The organism is Bradyrhizobium sp. Gha (assembly GCF_900113735.1).
Taxonomy (GTDB): domain Bacteria; phylum Pseudomonadota; class Alphaproteobacteria; order Rhizobiales; family Xanthobacteraceae; genus Bradyrhizobium.
The window spans coordinates 1-21,504 of record NZ_FOQM01000041.1; the positions used below are offsets into that span (position 1 = coordinate 1).

24 protein-coding genes and 1 pseudogene are annotated in these 21,504 nt (G+C 63.1%); 17 read left to right on the forward strand and 8 right to left on the reverse strand.

What is annotated here, in order from left to right; genetic code table 11:
• The 3 genes from BM222_RS32935 to BM222_RS32945 form a co-directional block, all read right to left on the reverse strand.
• Window positions 1-221: DUF4372 domain-containing protein (locus BM222_RS32935; RefSeq protein WP_143106137.1), on the reverse strand; the 221-nt coding region annotated here is incomplete at its 3' end.
• 221 nt (window positions 222-442) lie between these two features.
• Window positions 443-1,000, reverse strand: a complete 558-nt coding sequence (locus BM222_RS32940; protein WP_092237939.1) for a PQQ-dependent catabolism-associated CXXCW motif protein — start codon at window positions 998-1,000, stop codon at window positions 443-445.
• A complete protein-coding gene (locus BM222_RS32945) occupies window positions 997-1,875 on the reverse strand; it encodes a substrate-binding domain-containing protein (RefSeq protein WP_092237942.1) in 879 nt (292 codons plus the stop codon). Before BM222_RS32945 ends, BM222_RS32940 begins: the two co-directional genes overlap by 4 nt.
• A 157-nt stretch (window positions 1,876-2,032) precedes the next feature.
• On the opposite strand from BM222_RS32945, the pseudogene BM222_RS32950 reads away from it, so the two are divergent.
• Window positions 2,033-2,292, forward strand: a pseudogene (locus BM222_RS32950) (quinoprotein relay system zinc metallohydrolase 2); the annotation flags it as partial.
• Between the two features lie 118 nt (window positions 2,293-2,410).
• On the forward strand, window positions 2,411-3,229 hold the full coding sequence (locus BM222_RS32955; protein WP_092237945.1) for a quinoprotein dehydrogenase-associated SoxYZ-like carrier: 819 nt from the start codon (window positions 2,411-2,413) through the stop codon (window positions 3,227-3,229).
• Between the two features lie 173 nt (window positions 3,230-3,402).
• Here BM222_RS32955 and BM222_RS32960 read toward each other — a convergent pair whose 3' ends face one another.
• Window positions 3,403-3,759 carry a hypothetical protein gene (locus tag BM222_RS32960; RefSeq protein ID WP_092237948.1) on the reverse strand — a complete coding sequence of 119 codons (357 nt, stop codon included), beginning with the start codon at window positions 3,757-3,759 and terminating at the stop codon, window positions 3,403-3,405.
• Window positions 3,760-3,879: 120 nt separating this feature from the next.
• Here BM222_RS32960 and BM222_RS32965 point away from each other — a divergent pair, with 120 nt between their 5' ends.
• The 4 genes from BM222_RS32965 to BM222_RS32980 are packed head-to-tail and all read left to right on the forward strand — an operon-like array spanning window position 3,880 to window position 6,665.
• On the forward strand, window positions 3,880-4,827 hold the full coding sequence (locus BM222_RS32965) for an ABC transporter substrate-binding protein (protein WP_502690976.1): 948 nt from the start codon (window positions 3,880-3,882) through the stop codon (window positions 4,825-4,827).
• A gap of 1 nt (window position 4,828) precedes the next feature.
• Window positions 4,829-5,566, forward strand: coding sequence for an ABC transporter permease (locus tag BM222_RS32970; protein ID WP_092238102.1), 738 nt, complete (start codon window positions 4,829-4,831; stop codon window positions 5,564-5,566).
• Window positions 5,556-6,266: an ABC transporter ATP-binding protein gene (locus BM222_RS32975; RefSeq protein WP_092237951.1), complete on the forward strand. Its 711-nt coding sequence runs from the start codon at window positions 5,556-5,558 to the stop codon at window positions 6,264-6,266. The genes BM222_RS32970 and BM222_RS32975 overlap by 11 nt, the downstream gene beginning before the upstream one ends.
• A gap of 48 nt (window positions 6,267-6,314) precedes the next feature.
• Complete coding sequence (locus BM222_RS32980) at window positions 6,315-6,665, forward strand: hypothetical protein (RefSeq protein WP_092237954.1); 351 nt, start codon at window positions 6,315-6,317, stop codon at window positions 6,663-6,665.
• A gap of 10 nt (window positions 6,666-6,675) precedes the next feature.
• On the opposite strand, the gene BM222_RS32985 is transcribed toward BM222_RS32980, so the two are convergent.
• The 3 genes from BM222_RS32985 to pqqA all read right to left on the reverse strand — a co-directional run bounded on the left by BM222_RS32985 (window position 6,676) and on the right by pqqA (window position 7,989).
• Complete coding sequence (locus BM222_RS32985) at window positions 6,676-6,885, reverse strand: hypothetical protein (protein WP_092237957.1); 210 nt, start codon at window positions 6,883-6,885, stop codon at window positions 6,676-6,678.
• Between the two features lie 96 nt (window positions 6,886-6,981).
• Window positions 6,982-7,884, reverse strand: coding sequence for a DUF6662 family protein (locus tag BM222_RS32990; RefSeq protein WP_092237960.1), 903 nt, complete (start codon window positions 7,882-7,884; stop codon window positions 6,982-6,984).
• An 18-nt stretch (window positions 7,885-7,902) separates the two neighbouring features.
• On the reverse strand, window positions 7,903-7,989 hold the full coding sequence (gene pqqA / locus BM222_RS32995; protein ID WP_092237963.1) for a pyrroloquinoline quinone precursor peptide PqqA: 87 nt from the start codon (window positions 7,987-7,989) through the stop codon (window positions 7,903-7,905).
• 454 nt (window positions 7,990-8,443) lie between these two features.
• Here pqqA and BM222_RS33000 point away from each other — a divergent pair, with 454 nt between their 5' ends.
• From BM222_RS33000 to BM222_RS33015, 4 genes are all read left to right on the forward strand, one after another.
• Window positions 8,444-10,108, forward strand: a complete 1,665-nt coding sequence (locus tag BM222_RS33000; RefSeq protein ID WP_092237966.1) for a methanol/ethanol family PQQ-dependent dehydrogenase — start codon at window positions 8,444-8,446, stop codon at window positions 10,106-10,108.
• 12 nt (window positions 10,109-10,120) lie between these two features.
• Window positions 10,121-10,474 carry a c-type cytochrome gene (locus BM222_RS33005; protein WP_092237969.1) on the forward strand — a complete coding sequence of 118 codons (354 nt, stop codon included), beginning with the start codon at window positions 10,121-10,123 and terminating at the stop codon, window positions 10,472-10,474.
• On the forward strand, window positions 10,471-11,391 hold the full coding sequence (locus BM222_RS33010) for a substrate-binding periplasmic protein (RefSeq protein WP_092237972.1): 921 nt from the start codon (window positions 10,471-10,473) through the stop codon (window positions 11,389-11,391). Before BM222_RS33005 ends, BM222_RS33010 begins: the two co-directional genes overlap by 4 nt.
• A gap of 93 nt (window positions 11,392-11,484) precedes the next feature.
• Window positions 11,485-11,910: a hypothetical protein gene (locus tag BM222_RS33015; RefSeq protein WP_092237975.1), complete on the forward strand. Its 426-nt coding sequence runs from the start codon at window positions 11,485-11,487 to the stop codon at window positions 11,908-11,910.
• Between the two features lie 10 nt (window positions 11,911-11,920).
• Here the strand turns inward: BM222_RS33015 and BM222_RS33020 are convergent, their stop codons facing one another.
• Window positions 11,921-12,889, reverse strand: a complete 969-nt coding sequence (locus tag BM222_RS33020) for a helix-turn-helix domain-containing protein (protein ID WP_092237978.1) — start codon at window positions 12,887-12,889, stop codon at window positions 11,921-11,923.
• Window positions 12,890-13,401: 512 nt separating this feature from the next.
• Between BM222_RS33020 and xoxF5 the strand changes: the two genes are divergently transcribed.
• The 7 genes from xoxF5 (at window position 13,402) to BM222_RS33055 (ending at window position 21,243) form a co-directional block, all read left to right on the forward strand.
• Window positions 13,402-15,207 carry a lanthanide-dependent methanol dehydrogenase XoxF5 gene (xoxF5, locus tag BM222_RS33025; RefSeq protein WP_092237981.1) on the forward strand — a complete coding sequence of 602 codons (1,806 nt, stop codon included), beginning with the start codon at window positions 13,402-13,404 and terminating at the stop codon, window positions 15,205-15,207.
• Window positions 15,208-15,319: 112 nt separating this feature from the next.
• Window positions 15,320-15,808: a c-type cytochrome, methanol metabolism-related gene (locus tag BM222_RS33030; protein ID WP_177243609.1), complete on the forward strand. Its 489-nt coding sequence runs from the start codon at window positions 15,320-15,322 to the stop codon at window positions 15,806-15,808.
• Window positions 15,809-15,869: 61 nt separating this feature from the next.
• Window positions 15,870-16,979 (forward strand): S-(hydroxymethyl)glutathione dehydrogenase/class III alcohol dehydrogenase, encoded by a 1,110-nt coding sequence (locus BM222_RS33035; protein WP_092237987.1) that lies wholly within the window; start codon window positions 15,870-15,872, stop codon window positions 16,977-16,979.
• Between the two features lie 34 nt (window positions 16,980-17,013).
• Complete coding sequence (gfa, locus tag BM222_RS33040) at window positions 17,014-17,574, forward strand: S-(hydroxymethyl)glutathione synthase (protein WP_092237990.1); 561 nt, start codon at window positions 17,014-17,016, stop codon at window positions 17,572-17,574.
• Window positions 17,575-18,156: 582 nt separating this feature from the next.
• Window positions 18,157-18,609 carry a (2Fe-2S)-binding protein gene (locus BM222_RS33045; RefSeq protein ID WP_092237993.1) on the forward strand — a complete coding sequence of 151 codons (453 nt, stop codon included), beginning with the start codon at window positions 18,157-18,159 and terminating at the stop codon, window positions 18,607-18,609.
• Between the two features lies 1 nt (window position 18,610).
• Window positions 18,611-20,923, forward strand: a complete 2,313-nt coding sequence (locus BM222_RS33050; RefSeq protein WP_092237997.1) for a xanthine dehydrogenase family protein molybdopterin-binding subunit — start codon at window positions 18,611-18,613, stop codon at window positions 20,921-20,923.
• A gap of 56 nt (window positions 20,924-20,979) precedes the next feature.
• Complete coding sequence (locus BM222_RS33055; RefSeq protein ID WP_092238000.1) at window positions 20,980-21,243, forward strand: hypothetical protein; 264 nt, start codon at window positions 20,980-20,982, stop codon at window positions 21,241-21,243.
• The last annotated feature ends 261 nt before the right edge of the window (window positions 21,244-21,504 follow it).

The following is a 21,504-nucleotide window of genomic DNA, read 5'->3' on the forward strand; positions in this document are numbered from 1 at the left end:
CCGAGGTGGTAAAGCCGCGACCCATGGCTCGAAAGAGCCGTCACAATCTCTCGCAGCCCCGAGGCTCCAGAAAGTTGGCCGTACAGCATCGCCACGAATTGCGACTTGGTCGGCAGCCGCCGTACCCGCGCATCCGCATCATGTTCTTCCACAAGCCCTTCAAACTGACGCCACGGCATCAGCTTCAGGACGTCGCGAAATACTGTATTGTGGTGCGGCATGGCGCTGATCTCCTGTCGTGTCCCGGAACGCTTGCAGACGTCCAGAACCGACTAGAATCAACGCCATGCGCCTTGTCCACAAAATCTAAACCGGACAGCCGTGGGCTTGTCCCGGCCATCCACGTCGCGCCCCATAGAACGAAGAACGTGGATGCCCGGGCCTTCGCCGAAGCGGCTTCGGCCGCGCAGGCGGGACAAGCCCGGGCATGACGATGTTTCAGTCACTGCTCCGGCCGCGGCTCCGGCTGCGCTTCCTCCGTGGCAAGCTTCGCGCGCTCCCAGCCGTCGGTCCCCTCAGGATACCAGGCAACGTTGAAATAACCGTCCGCCAGCGCGCGCTTGGCTGCGTTCCACGACATCCAGCAATCGGCGAGGCAATAGATCACGAGCAGCGCGGCTTTGTTGCCGTGTGAAGCTTGGGCGAGACCGCGTCGGAGATAGTCGTCCATGGCCGGCGCCAGCACGCCATAGCCCGCGTCGGGCAGCCAGATGCTTCCCGGAATGTTTTTGCGCGGCATGTCACGCCATGCCGTGCCTGCCGGGAGGTTCTTCGGTTTCGGCGGTCGCGGCAACACGTCAATGAAGGCAGCGTTCTTCGCGCGCCAGATCGCCTCGGCCTCCGCGGTCGTCAACACGCGCGCACCTTCCAGCGTCGCCGGCACGGGCGCGCGGTATTTGCCGGTGCGGTAGGCGTCGGGCTCGAACGGCTCCTGCTGCTGCGCCAATGCCGGCGCCACGAGCGCGACGGCGACGAGCGCGGCGGCAAGAGGCCATCTCATGGCGCTTGCCTGGCCGCCTCCGCGCCGAGCGGCCGATCGTTCTCATCGAGCAGCGGCACGCCGAAATCGATCAGGATCTTGTTGATCTCGCCCTGGTTCTCCTGAATCAGCTTGTTGAGCAGCCGCTTCCAGTTCTGGTCGGCGGGGCGCACGCCCATGCCGATGCGATAGACCAGCTTCGGCCCTGTGGTTTCCTTCACCAAGGGCGTGATGTGCAGCGAACCGGCCTTCTTGGCGTAGTACCCCGCCATCGGTCCCCACAGCACGCCGGCGTCGATCTTGCCGGCGCTGAGATCGTCGATCATCGCCTGCGCAGAATTGTCGTAGCGCGTGTCGATCATCAGCGGATAAGGCTTGGCGTCGCTCATCAGCCCGGCGATCGCCATGTTGGTCGCCGGCGGTGTGCCGGCGATGATACCGACGTGCTTGCCTTTGAGCCTGGGATCCTCGAGCGTATCGACATCCTCTAGTCCGCCGCCGGCCTTCGCGACCAGCGCATAGGTCGTGCGGTAATAGGGATTGGTGCCCTGCACGATGTCGTCACCTTGCGGGAAACCCATGATGACGTCGCAGCGGTGCGCACCCAGGGTCATGCGCACGAAGCCTGTCGCCTGCGGGAAGAACACGTAGTCCAGCTTCTTCTGCAGCTTGTCCGCGAACAGCTCCGCAAGCTTGTTCTCGATGCCCTCACCCTTCTCGTTGGAGAACGGCATGTTGCGCGGATCGGCACAGACACGCAGCACCTTGGGATCGACCAGCTCGAACGAAAGGTCACCACCGTCAGTCGTCTGTGCGCTGGCGACATCGCCCATCGCACAAGACGCCACCATCAGGCACAGTGAAATCAACCAGCGACGATGCCGATCGGCCTCCATCGCGCTTCCTCCTCATTCCATTCGAATGCAATCCATGTAAGGCAGGATGGACCATGTCTGCCAAACCTGTGTCGGCTTTGTCGCGTTGCAGTGCAGTGCGGCAAAGCCCTGAAACTGAGGCGGAAACGTGTCTCATCTCGCGTCAAGGATCGCAGTCCTGTGCCTGCTGGGAATAGCGACGTTAGCACGCGCCGGGACAGCCGAATTGCCTGTAAGCGAAGTCGCGCCGGGAATCTTCGTGCACTCAGGGACAATCGCCCTGATGACGCGCGAAAACGAGGGCGATATTGCCAATGTCGGCTTCATCATCGGGACGGACGCGGTGGCCGTCATCGACACCGGCGGCAGCTTGCGTGAGGGCGAGGAATTGCTGGCCCGGTGCGGGCGCGCACCAGCAAGCCGATCCGTTACGCAATGGGAGCTGTTCGACGAGTACAATGCCCGCAACGCAACCGCAGCATTTTCTGAAATTGAATGGGAGTAACCGGCGCGCTACCCTGTTCAAGGATTGCGTCGCCCGAACGGGACCACGACCATGATGGGATGCACACGCCGCCTGCCCTTGATCGCCGCGCTGCTTGGCATCGCCTTCGCTGTGCCTGTCAGCGCCGAACAGGCTTACGATCCCTGGCCGGGCCTGGTGCAGGACATTTTCAGTAACCGTCCGATGAACGATGGCAACAGCGTCATCACCATCGAGATGCCTTATCGCGCCGAGGACGCCGCCATCGTGCCGGTGACCCTGCGCAGCAAGCTGTCACCGGCCGATAGCCGCCGTATCCGTTCAATCACGCTGGTGATCGATCGCAATCCGGCGCCGATGGCCGCGAAGTTCGAGCTTGCTGCGGATGCCAACGTTTCCGAAATCTCCACGCGCGTGCGCGTCAACAATTACAGGGACGTTCACGCGGTCGCCGAGCTCAGCGACTGCCAGCTCTACGTCTCCAAGACCTATGTGAAGGCGTCGGGCGGCTGCTCGGCACCGGCCGGCAAGAATGCCGAAGGGGCCACTAACCACCTCGGCCAGATGCGCTACCGGCAATTCGCGCACGAGGACGCGCCGGCAAGCCGCATCCGCGAAGGCCAGATCATGATCGGCCATCCCAACAATTCCGGCCTGCAGATGGACCAGGTCACGCAGCTCTATATTCCCGCCTTCTTCATCAACCAGCTGAAGCTGAGCCAGGACGACAGCCCCGTGCTGTCGATGGAAGGCGGCATCTCGATCTCGGAAGATCCCAATTTGCGCTTCACCTATGTCTCCAACGGCGCCAAGCGTTTTCGCGCGGAGGCCAAAGACACGGATGGTCACGTGTTCCGCAATGAATGGGACGTGGAGAAGCCGGGGACGTGAGGTGTTCTTTTTCCCTCTCCCCTTGTGGGAGAGGGTGGATCGCCGCAAGTGCGGCGAGACGGGTGAGGGGTATGTCTCCGCGAGCGCCTCTCACGCTTGAACGCTCGGATGGAAACCCCTCATCCGGCGCTTCGCGCCACCTTCTCCCACAAGGGGGAGAAGGGAAGAAAGTACTAGAAACACCTCACCTCGGCCTCGGCCTGCGCGCGGCGCAAATCATTCACCGCCGAATTCGCCTGCTCTGACGTCCGGAACTGGGCGCCGAGATTGCCGCGGACCTGGGACATGCTGAGCGCGGTCTCGGCGGTGACGTAACGGTCATAGGGGACGATCGAGGCGACCACATCGACCGAGCAAGAACATTGCTCGATCGCCTGCCGCGTCTCGCCATTGGCCTTCATGCAGCCATAGACATATTCCGCGCGCGCCGAGGTCGGATAATCATTGGCCTCCTCGGCCCGGGCATAGGCGGTTGCCGCAAGCACGACCACGGCGGCGACGATCGGTCGTAGCTGTCCCGCAAGACTCATGAGCGTCCTCCCGCTGGTTGCGATGGAAGCTATGCTATGCGTATTGTCCTGAAAAGCACTCTGTCAGAGGAAACGACTCACAAGGTGATGAGAGTTTTGGCACGAATGTTGGCGCTCGCGATGATGCTGGCACCGACGCCGGGCATGCGGGCCCAGGCAGCTGATGTCATCCGCCTGGCGGTCCAGAAGACCGGAACGTTCGCCTGGGAACTAGCGACGATCCGCGAGGCCGGGCTGGATAAGGAGGCTGATCTGTCGCTGGAAGTGACCGAGCTTGCGAGCCCCGAGGCCGGCAAGATCGCGCTCCGCGCCGGCAATGCCGACATCATGCTGTCGGACTGGCTGTGGGTGTCGCGCGAGCGCGCGCTCGGAGCCAAGCTCACCTTTTATCCCTATTCGAGCGCCCTCGGCGCGGTGATGGTGCCCGCTTCCTCGCCGATCAAGACGCTCGCCGACCTCAGAGGCCGCAAACTCGCCGTCAGTGGCGGTCCGATCGACAAGAGCTGGCTGTTGCTGCAAGCACGTATGAAGCAGGACGGCATCGACCTGAAATCGGATGCGACCATCGTCTATGGCGCGCCGCCGCTGATCGCCGCCAAGGCGCTCGAAGGCGAGATGGATGCGACCCTGAATTTCTGGAATTTCTGCGCCCAGCTCGAGGCCAAGGGCTTTCGCCGCCTCGCCGGCATCGAGGAGATTCTGCCGAAATTGGGTGTCAAGGGCGCTGTCTCTGCCGTCGGCTACGTCTTCGACGAGAGCTGGGCCGCGAGCCATCGCGACGCCGTGGCGCGCTTCCTCGCCATGACGCGCAAGGCCAAGCAGTTGCTCGTCACCTCGGACGCAGCCTGGGACAGGATTGCACCGCTCACCGGCGCGACCGATCCGACCATGCTGAAGACTTACCGCGACCGCTATCGCGACGGCATTCCGCGCCGGACCATCAACGATGAGGAGGCGGATGCGCGCGTGCTCTACCGCGTGCTGGCCGAGATCGGCGGTCGTGACCTGGTCGGGCCGGCGGCCGAGCTCGATCCCGGCACGTTCTATCATGCAGCTCCCGGAGATTGAGGTGCTGCGCCTTCTCTCGTTCGCCGTCTTCCTTGCGGTCTGGTGGACCGCCGCATTGTTCGTCGGTGGTGCCAAGCTGCCCTCTCCCCCTGCGGTGCTCGACGTCATCATCGCGGAAGCCGCGAGCGGCGCGCTGTTCCTGCATCTCGGCGCCACGCTGGCGCGCGTCGCATTGTCTTTCGTGCTCGCGATGTCCGTCGGCAGCGCCATCGGTTACCTGATGGGTCGGGTGAAGCTCGCCGACCGGCTCGGCGATCCCTGGCTGATCCTGCTGCTCAACCTGCCGGCGCTGGTGGTGATCGTGCTGGCCTACATCTGGGCCGGCCTCACCGAGGCCGCGGCGATCGGGGCGATCGCCATCAACAAGCTGCCGACCGCGGTCGTCACCTTGCGCGAGGGGGCGCGCGCGCTCGACCGTTCGCTCGATGAGATGGCGACCGTGTTCGCGATGCCGCGCTGGCGCGCCTTCCGCCACGTCGTGCTGCCGCAGCTTGCGCCCTATGTCGCGGCCTCCACCCGCTCCGGCCTCTCGCTGGTCTGGAAGATCGTTCTCGTCGCCGAGCTGCTCGGACGGCCGAACGGCGTCGGATTCGAGATCGGTGTCGCCTTCCAGCTGTTCGACACGCCACGGCTGCTCGCCTATTCCCTGACCTTCGCCGCCGTCGTGCTCGTGATCGAGACCGCGCTGGTGCAGCCGTTCGAGGCCAGCGCAACGCGGTGGCGGCCCCGTGCGGCTTGAGGTCGAGATCACAGGCAAGACTTACAGAAGTGCCGCGGGCGGAACGCACGAGGTGCTGTCGCCCCTGAAATTTGGCTTGCAATCCGGCGAAGTCGGGGTGCTGATCGGCCCGTCCGGCTGCGGCAAGAGCACGATGCTGCGCATCATCCTCGGGCTCGACCGCGATTTCGACGGCCGTGTCACGCGCCCCGCCGAAGCGCGAATCGGCATGGTGTTTCAGGAGCCGCGGCTATTGCCGTGGCGCACTGTCGAGCAGAACGTACGGCTGGCGGCGCCTAACGTTTCCGATGCCAAGCTTGCCGAGTTGTTCAGGATTCTGGAGCTCGAGGCGCATCGCAGCCACTTCCCCGGCGAATTGTCGCTTGGCCTCGCCCGGCGGGTTGCGCTGGCCCGCGCGTTTGCGGTCGAGCCCGATCTGCTCGTGCTGGACGAGCCCCTCGCCTCGCTCGACGACGCGCTTGCCGGCCGCCTGCGCGACGAGATCGCGACGCTGGTCGGCAGTCGCTCGGTGATGACGCTGCTGGTGACCCACAGCCTCGAGGATGCGATCCGTCTCGGCGACCGCCTGTTCTTTCTCTCGCCGCGCCCGGCGCGCATCGTGCAGGACGTGCCGATCTCGATTCCGCGCGCCGAACGCAGCGAAGCTGAGCTTGCGAGGATCAAGGCGGAGCTTGCGGCGTTGCCGCTTGAATCGAAATGACAACTCGTGGTCAACTGCATCAATGAGACGGTCTCGAGGAGGTCACCAATGCGCCGTCAGCTGATTGCGATCGGCATTTTGTTGGCTATGCCAGGTACGGCGCTCGCGCAGACCAAGGGCAAAGGCATCCGTCTCTGGAATCTCACGAGCGAGACGATCTCCGGCTTCCAGCTTGCGCCATCAGGCAAGACCGACTGGGGCCCGAACCAGTGCCTGAACGACAAGGACAAGGAGGTCGACCACGACGAGCGGCTGCGCATTACCGGCGTCGAACCCGGCCGCTACGACGCCAAGGTCACCTATCCCAGCTCACGGCAATGCGTCGTCCGCGACATCGAGATCAAGGCCGATGCGGTGTTCTCGATTTCAGACGAGGATCTGAAGAACTGCACGAAGTAACACGCGCGCCTCACGCCTTGTCATGTGTGTGCGGATATTCGCAACGCCAGCGCACCGCCTGCCATTTCGGATGTTCGCCGATCCATTGCGCGATATAGGGCGGCGCCGCCATCGAGCATTGCGCCGGTGATCCGCCGAAGCTGAACACCAGATGCTGCTCCTCGCAGGTCGCAGGCGAGAGCACCACGCACACAGTCACCACCAGGTCGATCGGGTTCATGCCGGGATCCTCGCGCGGGAGCGATCGAGATTAGCACAATAGGCTACGCTCCCGGCCTCGGGAAGTTTCAATCCTGCCGGGCGGGAACCCGCCCAACTAGAAATTGACCCCGAACACCAACCGCGCCTGATGGCGCTCGAAATGGACGAGGTCGAGATTGGCCGCTGATCCTGCGGGACGGCCCCAGGCCTGCATGCTCCAGCTCAAGGTGAGCCGCGATTGCTCCGAGAGCTGGAAATAAGCCGTCGGCCCGACGAACAGCGCCTGCCCCGAGAGCGCACCGAGACCGATGCCCTCATATTGTCGGAAGTAACGCATCTCACCGCCGAGCAGCATGGTTGAGCTCACGCGCACCATGCCGGCGAACGCGGCGCCAACCGTCGAGCTCTTCTCGGACAGCCCCGACACCTCGAAGCGCGCCCATTCCGGCTGGTAGATCAGATTGAGCGCGCCGATGACAAAGTTCGGGATCAGCTCGCGGTCAAAGGCCAGCGTGAAGTCGGTGCCGTACATCCGTCCTTTCGCACCGCTGACCTCGTCGATGCGATCGCCATGGGTCTCCGAGGCGATCGTGAAGCCGAACGGCGCGGTCACGCGATCCAGCAAGCGATAACGCAGGTCGAGCGAGAAACCCTGGAAGTTGAACTGGCGGCGGTCGTCGATGTCAGGGACGCCGGTGATGTCGTGCATCGTCGCCGTGCTGCCGGCCTCGATGCGAAAGTTCGGCAGCGGCACGATCTCGATCTCGACCTCCTGGCCGAGAGCGCGATAGGTACCGCTGCCCTTGCCGAAGCGTCCTGTCGTCTGAGTCTGGAATTCGCGCTCGCCGGGATTACCGACGTCACTGCCGATCATGAAGCCGAAGATGTGCTCGGTATCGAAGCCCTCTTCGGCGTTCGCACATGCCGGCGCGAGCGCGGCTGTGCAGGCCAAGGTCCAGAGGATGTGGGCTCTCGTGCGCATCCCTGACACTACCACGGCTTCGACGGCAACTGCCATCGAAGCCGCGGCAGGTCGTCAGTCTTGTTTGCGCGCAGCGCAGGCGTACATGTTGATTTCCATGCCGACCGGCACTTCCACGATCTTCGGAGCTTTCCAAGCCATTCGGGGTCTCCCCAACTATTGAGCGCGACATCGCGCCGGCCAAAACCTAGGGCTGGGTCAGGCACGGCGCAAGTCTGGAATTGGACCGCACACACAGCGAACCATCGCGCAACACTCGCAAATTTCGCTCTCGGGCAAATCGCGTTCGCTCCCAGTCAAGCGTGGTGGCTCTCAGCGCAACAACCGCAGCAGCGCGCGACCCCTACGGCGCAACGCCCCCAAGCCCTGCATCACGCCACGGAATTTTCTCAGCGCCTGCACACAAGTGAGAGTTGCAAGCGAGAGCGCGAGTGAGAGTTGCAAGTGAGGGTTGATCGTCGGGTTTCCGTCAGGTGACCGGCTTCCGGCGCCAAAATATTGGCAGTGCACTCTCGACTTTCGTATTGACGTGTTTTGCTTTCCAACGGAGTGTTGCTCCTGCAGCGCCTAAAGGCGTGTCTATTGGGAGGAACGGATGAAACGTTTTGCGATGGCCGCGAGCCTCGTCGTATCCGCATGCTCGGTTGCGAGCGCACAGACGACCGATCAACTGGTCAAGGGCGCAACCGATACGTCGAACGTTCTCAACTACGGGATGGGTTACAATCTCCAGCGGTTCTCGACGCTGAACCAGATCAACAAAGACACCGTCAAGAACCTCGTCCCGGTCTGGAATTACTCCTTCAACGACGATCGCAGCGAGGAATCGCAGCCGCTGGTGTACCAGGGCGTGATCTACGTGACCTCACACAATGCGACCATGGCGGTCGATGCCAAGACCGGCAAGCAGATCTGGAAATCCAAGATCGAGTATCCGGCCGAGACTCCGCGCATCGTGTGCTGCGGCATCATCAATCGCGGCGGCGCGCTCTACGAAGGCAAGCTGTTTCGCACCACGCTCGACGCCAACGTGATCGCGATCGACATCAAGGACGGCAAGGAGTTGTGGCGGCAGAAGGCGGCCGACATCAAGGAAGGCTATTCGATGACGGTGGCCCCTCTGGTCGCCGACGGCGTCGTCATCACCGGCATCTCGGGCGCCGAGTTCGGCACCCGCGGCTTCATCGACGGCTGGGATCCGGCCACCGGCAAGCATCTCTGGCGCACCCATTCGATCCCCTCGCCGGACGAGCCCGGCGGCGACACCTGGAAGGGCGATACCTGGAAGCTCGGCGGCGGCTCGACCTGGATCACGGGGTCTTATGATCCCGAGCTGAACACGGTGTATTGGGGCATCGGCAATCCCGGCCCGTTCAACGCGGCCGTGCGCCCCGGCGATAACCTCTACACGTGCTCCGTGCTGGCGATGGATCCCAAGACCGGCAAGATCAAGTGGCACTACCAGTTCTCGCCGAACAATCCGTTCGACTACGACGCGGTGGCCGAGATGGTCCTCGCCGACATGAACGTCGAGGGCAAGCCGACCAAGGTGCTGATGGACGCCAACCGCAACGGCTTCTTCTACGTGCTCGACCGCACCAACGGAAAGGTGCTCGCCGCCAATCCCTACGTGAAGGTGAATTGGGCGAGCGGCGTCGACCTGAAGACGGGCAAGCCGATCGAGACCGACGTCGTCAAGGATGCGCGCGATGGCAAGAAGGTCACGGTCTATCCTTCGATCCTCGGCGGCAAGAACTGGGAGCCGATGTCGTTCAATCCTCAAACCGGCCTCGCCTACGCCAACACGCTCGCCTTTGGCGGCAGGTACAAGTCGGAGCCGGTCACCTTCAAGCAAGGTGAATGGTATCTCGGCATGGATCTGACCGATCCCTGGGAATGGGGTGACGGTGCGCGCGGCCATCTGAAGGCGATCGACCCGATGACCGGCAAGGCGAAGTGGGAAGCGGCAAGCGACATCCCGCGCTTCTCCGGCGTGTTGTCGACCGCCGGCGGCGTCGTGTTCACGGGTTCGCTGACCGGCGAGTTCGAGGCCTTCGACGCCGACAGCGGCAAGAAGCTCTGGCAGTTCCAGACCGGCTCCGGCATCGAGGGGCAGCCGGTGAGCTGGCAGCAGGATGGCGTGCAGTACGTGGCCGTCACCTCCGGCTACGGCGGCGTCTACTCGCTGTTCTCCGGCGACGAGCGGTTGGCCAAGGTGCCACCCGGCGGCTCGCTCTGGGTCTTTGCGGTGAAGCAGTAACGGCAAGACACGTTGAGAGACACATCTCACAAGACGGTGGCGATCCTCGCCACCGTCGCGGTGCTGACGGTCGCGCTTGCGGCGACCGCTCGTGCCGCGGATGATTCAAACGGCAATCCGCTGCAGGCGCAGATCGACCATGGCAAGTCGACCTATGCCGAAAAGTGCTCGCACTGCCACGGCCCCAACATGATGAATTCCGGCACCATCACGCCGGACCTGCGCGCCTTCCCTGACGACAAGACGCGCTTCGTCACCACCGTAAAGAATGGCAAGAACAACAAGATGCCACCCTGGGGCGACATTCTGAGCGACGATGACATCGGAAATCTCTGGGCCTTCATTTCAAGCCGGAGGAAGCCATGAGGGGCCGATTGGCGGCGCTTGGTCTCGTTGCGATGCTTGCAGCGACGGCGGCCCGGGCGGCTGATCCCCTCAGCGTCTGCCTCGACGAGGATCGACCGCCGCTCTCGGCCCATCACAAGGGCAAGCCCGACTCGGGCTTCGACGTGCTGCTGGCGCACGCGATCGCGGACCGCTTGGGACGGCCGCTCAGGATAGAATGGTTCGAGAGCAAGCTGGATGAGGATTCCAGCCCCCAGCTCGAGGCCAACGCTCTGTTATCGGACGGGCGCTGCTCGCTGATCGGCGGCTACGCGCTGACGACGAATTCCCTGGTCAAGCCCGGCATGAAGACGGCTCGCTTGCCGGATTTTTCCGGCGCCACCCGCGACGACCGGCGCCGCCGCGTCGCACTCGGGGTGCTCGCGCCCAGCCAGCCTTACGTCTATTCGCCCATGACGGTCGTGCTTGGGCCGAAGGCACGCGACCGCAAGATCGGCGATATCGGCGATCTCGACGGTCTCCGCCTTGCGATCGAAAGCGGATCTTTGGGTGACGCCATCCTGATGACCTTCGACAAGGGGCGGCTGATCGACAACATCACCCATCTCGTCCCCGGCCGCGACGATCTCATGGGTGCGCTCGATCGCGGCGACTATGACGCGAGCCTGATCGACCTCGCCCGCTTCGACGCGCATCGCGCCGCGCATGCTAATACGGCCATCACCGCCTCCGGCTACTACTATCCGATCGGCGCCAATCGCGGCTATGTCGGGCTTGGCAGCGATCCGGCATTGATCCAGTCCGTCGACAAGGCGCTGACTGATCTTGCCGCCGAGGGCAAGATTGCCGAGTTCGGCAGGCAGGCCGGCCTGACTTATTTGCCGCCGCATGAGCCCGCGATTCTCGGCGACGTCTGGACGAAGATCATTGCGCGGTGAGTCAAAAGCCTGGTGTCGCAAGCGCATGAGCCGGCTATGATCACGCACTGTCGCCGGGCGCCCCTCCGCTCCGGGCGAGAAAGGGCCGAGCATATGAAACCCGATGCTGTCGCCGTCACAGCCCTGGTCATCCTGCTTTTTCCGATGGGCTATTTCCTGCTGGCCTCGCCCGCATTCCTGCTGGTGAAGCTGGACATTCCGCCCGTCACGCAGCTGCTGCGCGGGATGTTCAACATCCAGTTCAGAATGATGGCCGTGACCGGCGTCCTTGCGACCATGGCGTTCCTCATCGCAAGTCGGCCGCTATTCGCCATGGGCATCGGCTTGATCGCGGCCCTCGCGATCCAAGGACGCGGCTGGTTCATGCGACGGATGGACGACGAGCTCAGCGCCAGGGATGCGGGCGACACTGATGCCGTGCGCCGACTACGCCGGTTGCATTGGACCGGAATGCTCTGCAACGCAATGCTGGTCGCGGCGCTCGTGACCAGCATCCCTTACGTCGCCGTGTCGAGTTGAGCAGGCCGACCTAGGTCTCGTCCGCCGCGACCACGCCATGCTGTCCCTTGTGGATCGATGACGGCACCACGCCAAAATATTTCCGGAACACGCGGCTGAAATGCGATGAGCTGGAGAAGCCCCAGGAGAACGCGACGTCGGTGATGGTTTTGCCGCCGTGAGCCTCGAGCTCCTGGCGGCAGTTCTGCAGCCGCGCCTGCCAGATGTAGTCGCTCACCGTCGTACCGCGCTCGGAGAACAGCATGTGCAGATAGCGCTTGGAGCAGCCGAGCTCGGCGGAGATCTGGTCGATGCACAGATCGGGATCGCGCAGATGCTCGCGGATGAAAAATTGGGCGCGCACATACATCGCTTCCGGCCCGACCCGATCGAACATCGTGTCGGCTTCGCGCAGTGGCAGCAGCAGCAGATCGATCAACGAATCGGCAACACCGACTGCGCTGTTGGCCGACAGCTTCGCCGCCTCGTCGAAGGTGGCATGGACGAAATCATGGGCGATTCGTCCCGTCCCAGTCTTTGCGGTCAGCTTGCAAGCCGGCATGCGCTGAGACGGGAAACCTCGATCGCGCAACAGCGCCTTCGGCGCGATCACCACGTCGTGGCGCGTGAAGGCGGGGCTGACGATCAAGTGCGGGCACGAGACGTCATAGGCGATGATGTCGCCAGGATTCAGCTCGATCTGGCGGCCTTCCTGCTCGAAATAGGATACGCCGTAGGTCTGGAAGTGGATCTTGATGTAAGGGTGTTCGTTGGCTTTGGCACGCGCCAGCGTGTGCGCGATGCGATGCTGGCTCACCTCGATCTGGCAGAGCTTCAGGCGCGAGACCGTGGTGTAATCGATACGCCCTTCGAGCGATGAGCCTTCCAGCGGATCGACATCGAAGTGACCACACAGACTGGTCAATCCGTCGACCCAGCTCTGGACCTGTCGCTTCGGCGTCAACCCCGTCGTCGAGAGCGTGTGAATTGTGTCGGACATCGACCCAGCCACTGGAGTTACCAGGAGATTCGACGCGAATCGCGGCCTGCCCTGCTGGAGCCCTCAGCCATGACTGCGTGACGTTTCCCTCGAATTTGTGTGGTCTTTGAAACGAGCGCCATCGTTCCTTTGCCACCCCTGAATGTTAATCCTCCGCCTTCGTTGCAGCGACGTCAAGGGAAACCTGATCGTTGAGCGCTGCGCCGCGCCGCACCGAAGCCGCTGAATTCGCTGCCGCAAAACCAAAAACTTCGCCGTCGTGCGCTGTCGAGCAAAGCGGGTTCACTCTTGGGCAAGTTTCTCGTTGACGAAGTCGTTAGGGATTGCGGCAGGAACAAAAAGAACGGGCCGCTCCTGCGCGTGGACCCATAGCTCTCATCACGAGGAGGAAACAGCACAGCATCGTTTCCGGTCCACAACGTGACCGCCCTGCACGAGCAGACGCCGGACGCAATGCCCGGTGACTAAACAATGCTTCGCAAACAACAAACGCGACCAACGGAGGAATGACTATGCGCAAGGTGCTACTGGCGACCTTTCTTGGCTCCGCGGCGGCTCTCGCCGTCGGGAGTGCGTCAGCCAATGACGAGCTGATCAAGATGTCGCAGAACCCGAAAGACTGGGTGATGCCGACGGGCGACTATTCCAACAATCGCTACTCCAAGCTGAACCAGATCAACGCGCAAAACGTCAACAAGCTCCAGGTCGCCTGGACCTTCTCGACCGGCGTGCTGCGCGGTCACGAAGGCGGCCCGCTGATCATCGGCAACATGATGTACGTCCATACGCCGTTCCCGAACAAGGTCTATGCCATTGACCTTTCGCAGGAGAACAAGATCGTCTGGAAGTACGAGCCGAAGCAGGACCCGAACGTGATCCCGGTGATGTGCTGCGACACGGTTAACCGCGGCCTGGCCTACGGCGACGGCAAGATCTTCCTGCATCAGGCCGACACGACCTTGGTCGCGCTCGACGCCAACACCGGCCAGGTTGCGTGGACCGCCAAGAACGGCGATGCCAGCAAGGGCGAGACCGGCACCTCGGCGCCGATGGTCATCAAGGACAAGGTGCTGATCGGCATCTCCGGTGGTGAGTTCGGCGTTCAGGCCCATATGAGCGCCTACGACATCAAGACCGGAAAGCTGGCCTGGCGCGGCTATTCGGAAGGTCCGGATGACCAGATCCTGGTCGACGACAAGACCACCGCCCTCGGCAAGCCGATCGGTCGGGACTCCAGCTTGAAGACCTGGCAAGGTGATCAGTGGAAGATCGGCGGCGGCGCCACCTGGGGCTGGATCTCCTACGATCCGGAGCTGAACCTCGTCTATTACGGATCGGGCAATCCCTCGACCTGGAATCCGAAGCAGCGTCCCGGCGATAACAAATGGTCGATGACGATCTGGGCGCGTAACCCGGACACCGGGGTCGCCAAGTGGGTCTATCAGATGACGCCCCACGACGAATGGGACTATGACGGCGTCAACGAGATGATCCTCTCGGATCAGTCGATCAACGGCCAGGCCCGCAAGCTGCTGACCCATTTCGATCGTAATGGTCTCGGCTATACGCTCGATCGCGCCACAGGTGAGCTCCTGGTCGCCGAAAAGTACGATCCGAAGGTGAACTGGACCTCCGGCGTCGACATGGACAAAAACTCGGCCACCTATGGTCGTCCGAAGGTGCTCGACGCGGCTTCGACCGACAAGGCGGGTGAAGACCACAACGTGAAGGGCATCTGCCCGGCGGCGCTCGGCACCAAGGACGAGCAGCCGGCAGCCTACTCGCCGGACACGCAGCTATTCTACGTCCCGACCAACCACGTCTGCATGGACTACGAACCGTTCAAGGTGAGCTACACCGCCGGCCAGCCCTATGTGGGTGCGACGCTCTCGATGTATCCGCCGCAGGGTGATACCAACATGGGTAATTTCATCGCCTGGGACGGCAAGACCGGCAAGATCGTCTGGTCGAACAAGGAGCAGTTCTCGGTCTGGTCGGGTGCACTCGCAACCGCCGGCGGCGTGGTGTTCTACGGGACGCTCGAAGGCTACCTGAAAGCTGTCGACGCCAAGACCGGCAAGGAGCTCTACAAGTTCAAGACTCCTTCCGGCATCATCGGCAACGTCACCACCTACGAGAACGCCGGCAAGCAGTACGTGGCCGTTCTCTCCGGCGTGGGGGGCTGGGCCGGCATCGGTCTGGCAGCGGGTCTGACCGATCCGAATGCGGGCCTCGGCGCGGTCGGCGGCTATGCGGCGCTCAGCAACTACACGGCGCTCGGCGGTACGCTGACCGTGTTCTCGCTGCCGTCGAACTAGCCTCACGTTCTCATCGCTCCGGCGCGTGGATCAAGTCCACGCGCCGGCTCGTCTCCACCCGATGCCTTTCGAGGAACACCTCTTGCGTAAGATCCGCTCTGTCATTGCCGCGATCATCTTCGTTGCATCCGGGGGAATTGCCGTTGCCGACGGCTCGGGGGATCCGGCTGCCCTAAAGCAGAACGAAACCGGCGAATGGCTCGATAAGGACGGCAATCCGACCTACAGGATCAACGGGGACACCGTGGACTGGTACACCTATTCGGGATACCGCCGCTACCACTCGGACTGTCACGTCTGCCATGGCCCGGATGGCATGGGCTCGACCTATGCGCCCGCATTGAAAGATTCGCTCAAGACCATGAGCTACGCCGACTTTTTGGGCACCGTCGCCTCCGGCCGCAAGAACATCTCGACTGCCGCGGAGAACGTGATGCCAGCCTTTGGCGATAATCCGAACGTCGCTTGCTACATGGACGATCTCTACGTCTATCTGCGTGCCCGCTCGAACGACGCCTGGGGCCGCGCACGTCCGGGCAAGCATGAGGACAAGAACGAGGCCTATACCAAGAATGAAGACTCGTGCATGGGCAAGAAGTGAACGTTTGCAGCCTGCCAGAGACTTAAGACTTGGCATCCAGAGAGAATCTGAGGAGTTACCGATGAAGACACGTGCCGCCGTCGCTTTCGAAGCCAAGAAGCCGCTCGAGATCGTCGAGGTCGATCTGGAGGGTCCGAAGCCCGGCGAAGTTCTGGTCGAGATCAAGGCGACGGGCATCTGCCATACCGACGCCTACACACTCGATGGTCTCGACAGCGAAGGCATCTTCCCGTCGATCCTCGGCCATGAGGGCGCCGGCATCATCCGCGAGATCGGCGCAGGCGTGACCTCGGTGAAGCCGGGCGATCACGTCATTCCGCTCTACACGCCGGAATGCCGGCAGTGCAAAAGCTGCCTGAGCCAGAAGACCAATCTCTGCACCGCGATCCGCGCGACGCAAGGCAAGGGCGTGATGCCTGACGGCACCAGCCGCTTCTCCTACAAGGGAAAGCCGATCTATCACTACATGGGCTGCTCGACCTTCTCGAACTTCACCGTGCTGCCGGAGATCGCGGTGGCGAAAATCCGCGAGGACGCCCCCTTCGACAAGAGTTGCTACATCGGCTGCGGCGTCACCACCGGCGTCGGCGCCGTCGTCAACACTGCGAAAGTTACGCCGGGCTCCAACGTCGTCGTGTTCGGCCTCGGCGGTATCGGCCTGAACGTGATCCAGGGCGCCAAAATGGCCGGTGCCGACAAGATCATCGGCGTCGACATCAACGACTCCAAGGAAGAATGGGGCCGCCGGTTCGGCATGACCGACTTCGTCAACCCGAACAAGATCACCGGCGACATCGTCCCGCATCTGGTGACCCTGACCGACGGCGGCGCCGATTACACCTTCGACTGCACCGGCAACACCAATGTGATGCGCCAGGCGCTGGAAGCCTGCCATCGCGGTTGGGGCACCTCGATCATCATCGGCGTTGCCGAAGCCGGCAAGGAGATCGCCACCCGTCCGTTCCAGCTCGTCACCGGCCGCAACTGGCGCGGCACCGCCTTCGGCGGCGCGCGTGGCCGCACCGACGTACCAAAGATCGTCGATTGGTACATGAACGGAAAAATCCAGATCGATCCGATGATCACCCATACGCTCAAGCTCGAAGACATCAACAAGGGCTTCGACCTGATGCACGAGGGAAAATCGATTCGTTCGGTCGTCGTGTTCTAGCTCGCGAAGCGTAACACCCAAGGAGGATCGACCTATGACTTCACTGCATCCCTCGATCGACAACGGCCTCAAACAAGGCACCGGCCACTTTGCCGGCGGCACGCTCGCCTGCAAATGCAGGGATCATCAGGTCAAGGTCGGGATCAAGGGCGACGTGGCGCACAACCACGCCTGCGGCTGCACCAAGTGCTGGAAGCCGCAGGGCGCGACCTTCTCGGTCGTCGCGGTCGTGCCGCGCCAGAACGTCACCGTGCTCGAGAACGGCGACAAGCTCCAGATCGTAGACGCGTCGGCGGTGATCCAGCGGCACGCCTGCAAGGCCTGCGGCACCCACATGTTCGGCCGCATCGAAAACAAGAACCATCCGTTCTATGGCCTCGATTTCGTCCATCCGGAGTTGTTCCAGGAGCAGGGCTCGCAAGCGCCGCAATTCGCCGCCTTCGTCTCCTCGGTGATCGAGTCGGGCGTGAAGCCAGAGCAGATGGCCGGCATCCGGTCGCGGCTGAAGGAGATCGGCCTGGAGCCTTATGACTGCCTGTCGCCGGCGCTGATGGATGCGATCGCGACCCACGTGGCGAGGGCCAAGGCTGCCTGAGCCGTCCCAAATGCCTGTCCCCTCGCCGGTCACCCGGCGAGGTAGAGTTCGAACGATCTCGGCATATCGCCGCCTGTGCACGTTGCGTATGCGATCGCTTTCCGCTCCCTCAGTCCCGGTCTCTGAATGACTGCGCAGTGCCGCCTCTTCCTCCTTGAAGTCAGCGTGCCCTTGCGATTCTCCCTCCCTCGACTGAGGACAACTGCTTCGTCCGCACAGTCCCTCTGGCGGACGAAGCTTTTTTCGTTGCATCGTCGCTTTTGACGTCACGCGACGAGTTGGCGCGCCCTGCTTTTGACAAACCCGGATGCAATCGGTTCACATTGAGAACACTCGGCTGTGAATGCCGATGTGGCTCGATCTCTGCTACCGTCTCGTCGTCACGATGCCGCGAGTTCAATCAATCAAGAACAAGACAAGAGGTATCGAGCACATCCGGACATTGCGATTCGCTTTCCAGCCCCCTGCCGGGACCTGCTCGCGTGGGACGACGGGCTGGAGCACGGTCACATGACCCTACGGACATTGCGCCGACCGAGATCGGCGATGTTGAAATCAGCAATCTTATGAAGGGCGACGATCATGATCAAGGTGAAGATCAACGGACAGGAACAGAGCTGGGACGGTGACCCGGATCTCCCGCTACTCTGGTTCCTCCGCGACGAAGCCGGCCTGACCGGCACGAAATTCGGCTGCGGCCAGGCTCTGTGCGGCGCCTGCACCGTCATCGTCGACAAAGAGGCGGTGCGCTCCTGCATCACCTCGATCAACGACGTCGCCGGACGCGAGGTCACCACGATCGAGGGACTGCATCCGGATGGCGATCATCCCGTGCAGAAGGCCTGGCGCCAGGTCAATGTCCCCCAATGCGGCTTCTGCCAGGCCGGCCAGATCATGCAGGCGGCTGCACTGCTGATGGAGAATCCCAAGCCGTCGCACGACCAGATTCGCGAGGCGATGTCAGGCAATATCTGCCGCTGCGGCTGCTACCAGCGCATCGAGAACGCCATCCATCTCGCGTCGATGGGGGTGTGACATGAATTTCATCGACAATCCCGGGAAGCTTCGCGGCTTCGAGAAGAATCTGAAGGTCGAGAAAATCTCACGCCGAAGCATCCTGAAGGGGCTCGGCATCACCGGTGGCTTCGTGCTCGCAGCGCCCGTGATGACGCGCCAGGCTTTTGCCTATGAGACCGGCGCCGGCGAGATGCCGCATGGCGTCGTGGTCGATCCGCGCGTCTTTGTGGCGGTCGCACCTGACGGCATCGTCACCATCCTCGCTCATCGCTCCGAGATGGGGACCGGCGTACGCACCAGCCTGCCGCTCATCGTCGCCGAGGAGATGGAGGCCGACTGGTCCAAGGTGAAGGTCGAGCAGGCCCACGGCGATGAGGTCAAGTACGGCAACCAGGACACTGACGGCTCGCGCAGCACGCGGCACTATCTGATCCCAATGCGCCAGATCGGCGCCTCGGCCCGCACCATGCTGGAGCAGGCCGCGGCAAAGCGCTGGAACGTGCCGGCGACTGAAGTGAAGGCGGTCAATCACGAGATCGTCCATAGCGCGAGCGGACGCAAGCTCGGGTTCGGCGAACTCGCGGCCGACGCCGCCAAGGAATCGGTGCCAGCGATCGAAGGCCTCAAGCTGAAGGACCCCAAGGATTTCCGCTATCTCGGCAAGGGCCAGGTCAGCATCGTCGATCTGCACGACATCACCACCGGCAAAGCGCGCTACGGTGCCGACGTGCGCCTGCCCGGGATGAAATACGCCGTGATCGCGCGTCCGCCGGTGACCGGCGGCAAGCTCAGTTCGTTCGATCCGGACGCGGCACTGAAGGTGCCCGGCGTCGAGAAGGTGATGAAGGTTCAAGGCTGGCCGTGGCCGTCCAAATTCCAGCCGCTCGGCGGCGTCGCGGTGATTGCGCGCAACACCGGTGCTGCAATCAAGGGCCGCGACGCTCTGAAGCTGGTCTGGGACGATGGCGCCAACGGCAAATACGACTCGGTCGCCTATCGCAAGGAGCTCGAAGAGGCCGCCCGCAAGCCCGGCCTCGTCGTGCGCCAGGAGGGTGACGCCGATTCAGCGCTGAAGGCCGCCGACAAGGTCGTGATCGGCGAATATTATCTGCCCCACCTCGCCCATGTCAGCATGGAGCCGCCGGTCGCAGTCGCCGACGTCAAGGGCGACAAGGCCGAGATCTGGGCGCCGGTGCAAAGCCCCGGCGGCACCCGCGAGGACGTCGCCAAGACGCTCGGCATCCCCGAGGGCAACGTCACCGTCAATGTCACGCTGCTCGGCGGCGGTTTCGGCCGCAAGTCGAAATGCGACTTCGCGCTCGAGGCCGCGCTGCTGTCCAAGGAGCTCGGCGTGCCCGTGAAGGTGCAGTGGACGCGCGAGGACGATCTCCATCACGACTTCCTGCACACGGTCTCGGTGGAACGGATCGAGGCAGGGCTCGACAAGGACGGCAAGGTGATCGCCTGGCGTCACCGTAGCGTGGCGCCGACCATCGCCTCGACCTTTGCGGCCGGTGCCAATCATGCGGCGCCATTCGAGCTCGGCATGGGCCTCGTCGACATGCCGTTCGAGATCGCCAACGTCTCCTGCGAGAACCCGGAAGCCGCCGCGTTCACCCGCATCGGCTGGTTCCGCTCGGTCTCGAACATCCCGCGCGCCTTCGCGGTGCAGTCGATGGTCGGCGAGATCGCGAACGCGACCGGCCGCGACCAGAAGGAGACGCTGCTGGCGCTGATCGGCACGCCGCGCATCGTCAAGCCCAACGTCAAGGACCTCTGGAACTACGGCGAGCCCTATGGCAGCTACCCGATCGACACCGCGCGCCTGCGCAAGGTGGTCGAGCTGGTCGCCGAGAAGGGCGAATGGGGGCGGACGGTGCCGAAGGGCCACGGCCTCGGCATCGCCGTGCACCGCAGCTTCGTCAGCTATATCGCGACCATCGTCGAGGTCGCCGTTGACGAGAAGGGCAAGCTGACGGTGCCACGGGTCGACACCGCAATCGACTGCGGCACCTACGTCAACCCGGAGCGCATCGCCTCGCAGATCGAGGGTGCGGCGATCATGGGCCTGAGCCTCGCCAAATATGGCGAGGTCAGCTTCAAGGACGGCAAGGTGGAGCAGAAGAACTTTGACGACTTCCAGGTGGTCAGGATCGACGAGGCTCCGCTGGTGACGAATGTCTACATCGTACCACCCGCACCAGACACGCCGCCGAGCGGCGTCGGCGAACCCGGAGTGCCGCCGTTCGCACCGGCGCTGATGAACGCCATTTTCGCGGCGACCGGCAAGCGCATCCGTGCGCTGCCGATCGGCAAGCAATTGGAGGCATAGAGGCGGAACATCCGTCGGCTTCGCGCCGTTTGCATCGATCTGACAGGAGCAGATCGATGACCAATATCCCAAGGGCGCTCGCAGTCTCGTTGCTGTCGAGCGCCTTTCCTTTGACCACTGCAGCCGCGTTCGCCGAGAGCAGCAACACCACGCCGCCAACGACAGCGACGCGCCCCACCGCACCGGACCAGCGTTCGCTTCCCAACGCCAGCGCCCCGCTCGCCTCGACCACCCAGACCACCGGGCAGAGCAGCACCGATCCGAAGGTTCGGGAGATGAATCAGAAGGCAAAGGACAAGGTCGAGCGCGAGGGGAAGTAAGCGCCGATCGCACACGCAAGATGCGGCGGACGTTGCCGCCCGCCGCATTTGCCCCCTGTCGCTCCGCGTCTCTCGATCCGCCTGCGGAGCTTATTTCTTCAGCGCGAACACCCAGATCACGCCGCCTTGCGGCACGTTGGAGTCGATGCCGATATTGCTGGTCGCGAGCCCGTCCTGGATGCGCTGCGCGTCCAGGAGGATGAGGATGCAGCCTTGGTTGATGTGCGCGACATGCAGGACAGCAGGCGCTGGAACTCTGCC

What these genes read in the sequence shown, in the direction of transcription:
- BM222_RS32940 (WP_092237939.1), bottom strand. Translation starts at nt 1,000, where the DNA reads ATGAGATGGCCTCTTGCCGCCGCGCTCGTCGCCGTCGCGCTCGTGGCG.
- BM222_RS32945 (WP_092237942.1), bottom strand. Translation starts at nt 1,875, where the DNA reads ATGGAGGCCGATCGGCATCGTCGCTGGTTGATTTCACTGTGCCTGATG.
- BM222_RS32955 (WP_092237945.1), top strand. Translation starts at nt 2,411, where the DNA reads ATGATGGGATGCACACGCCGCCTGCCCTTGATCGCCGCGCTGCTTGGC.
- BM222_RS32960 (WP_092237948.1), bottom strand. Translation starts at nt 3,759, where the DNA reads ATGAGTCTTGCGGGACAGCTACGACCGATCGTCGCCGCCGTGGTCGTG.
- BM222_RS32965 (WP_502690976.1), top strand. Translation starts at nt 3,880, where the DNA reads ATGATGCTGGCACCGACGCCGGGCATGCGGGCCCAGGCAGCTGATGTC.
- BM222_RS32980 (WP_092237954.1), top strand. Translation starts at nt 6,315, where the DNA reads ATGCGCCGTCAGCTGATTGCGATCGGCATTTTGTTGGCTATGCCAGGT.
- BM222_RS32985 (WP_092237957.1), bottom strand. Translation starts at nt 6,885, where the DNA reads ATGAACCCGATCGACCTGGTGGTGACTGTGTGCGTGGTGCTCTCGCCT.
- BM222_RS32990 (WP_092237960.1), bottom strand. Translation starts at nt 7,884, where the DNA reads ATGGCAGTTGCCGTCGAAGCCGTGGTAGTGTCAGGGATGCGCACGAGA.
- pqqA (WP_092237963.1), bottom strand. Translation starts at nt 7,989, where the DNA reads ATGGCTTGGAAAGCTCCGAAGATCGTGGAAGTGCCGGTCGGCATGGAA.
- BM222_RS33000 (WP_092237966.1), top strand. Translation starts at nt 8,444, where the DNA reads ATGAAACGTTTTGCGATGGCCGCGAGCCTCGTCGTATCCGCATGCTCG.
- BM222_RS33010 (WP_092237972.1), top strand. Translation starts at nt 10,471, where the DNA reads ATGAGGGGCCGATTGGCGGCGCTTGGTCTCGTTGCGATGCTTGCAGCG.
- BM222_RS33015 (WP_092237975.1), top strand. Translation starts at nt 11,485, where the DNA reads ATGAAACCCGATGCTGTCGCCGTCACAGCCCTGGTCATCCTGCTTTTT.
- BM222_RS33020 (WP_092237978.1), bottom strand. Translation starts at nt 12,889, where the DNA reads ATGTCCGACACAATTCACACGCTCTCGACGACGGGGTTGACGCCGAAG.
- xoxF5 (WP_092237981.1), top strand. Translation starts at nt 13,402, where the DNA reads ATGCGCAAGGTGCTACTGGCGACCTTTCTTGGCTCCGCGGCGGCTCTC.
- BM222_RS33035 (WP_092237987.1), top strand. Translation starts at nt 15,870, where the DNA reads ATGAAGACACGTGCCGCCGTCGCTTTCGAAGCCAAGAAGCCGCTCGAG.
- gfa (WP_092237990.1), top strand. Translation starts at nt 17,014, where the DNA reads ATGACTTCACTGCATCCCTCGATCGACAACGGCCTCAAACAAGGCACC.
- BM222_RS33045 (WP_092237993.1), top strand. Translation starts at nt 18,157, where the DNA reads ATGATCAAGGTGAAGATCAACGGACAGGAACAGAGCTGGGACGGTGAC.
- BM222_RS33050 (WP_092237997.1), top strand. Translation starts at nt 18,611, where the DNA reads ATGAATTTCATCGACAATCCCGGGAAGCTTCGCGGCTTCGAGAAGAAT.
- BM222_RS33055 (WP_092238000.1), top strand. Translation starts at nt 20,980, where the DNA reads ATGACCAATATCCCAAGGGCGCTCGCAGTCTCGTTGCTGTCGAGCGCC.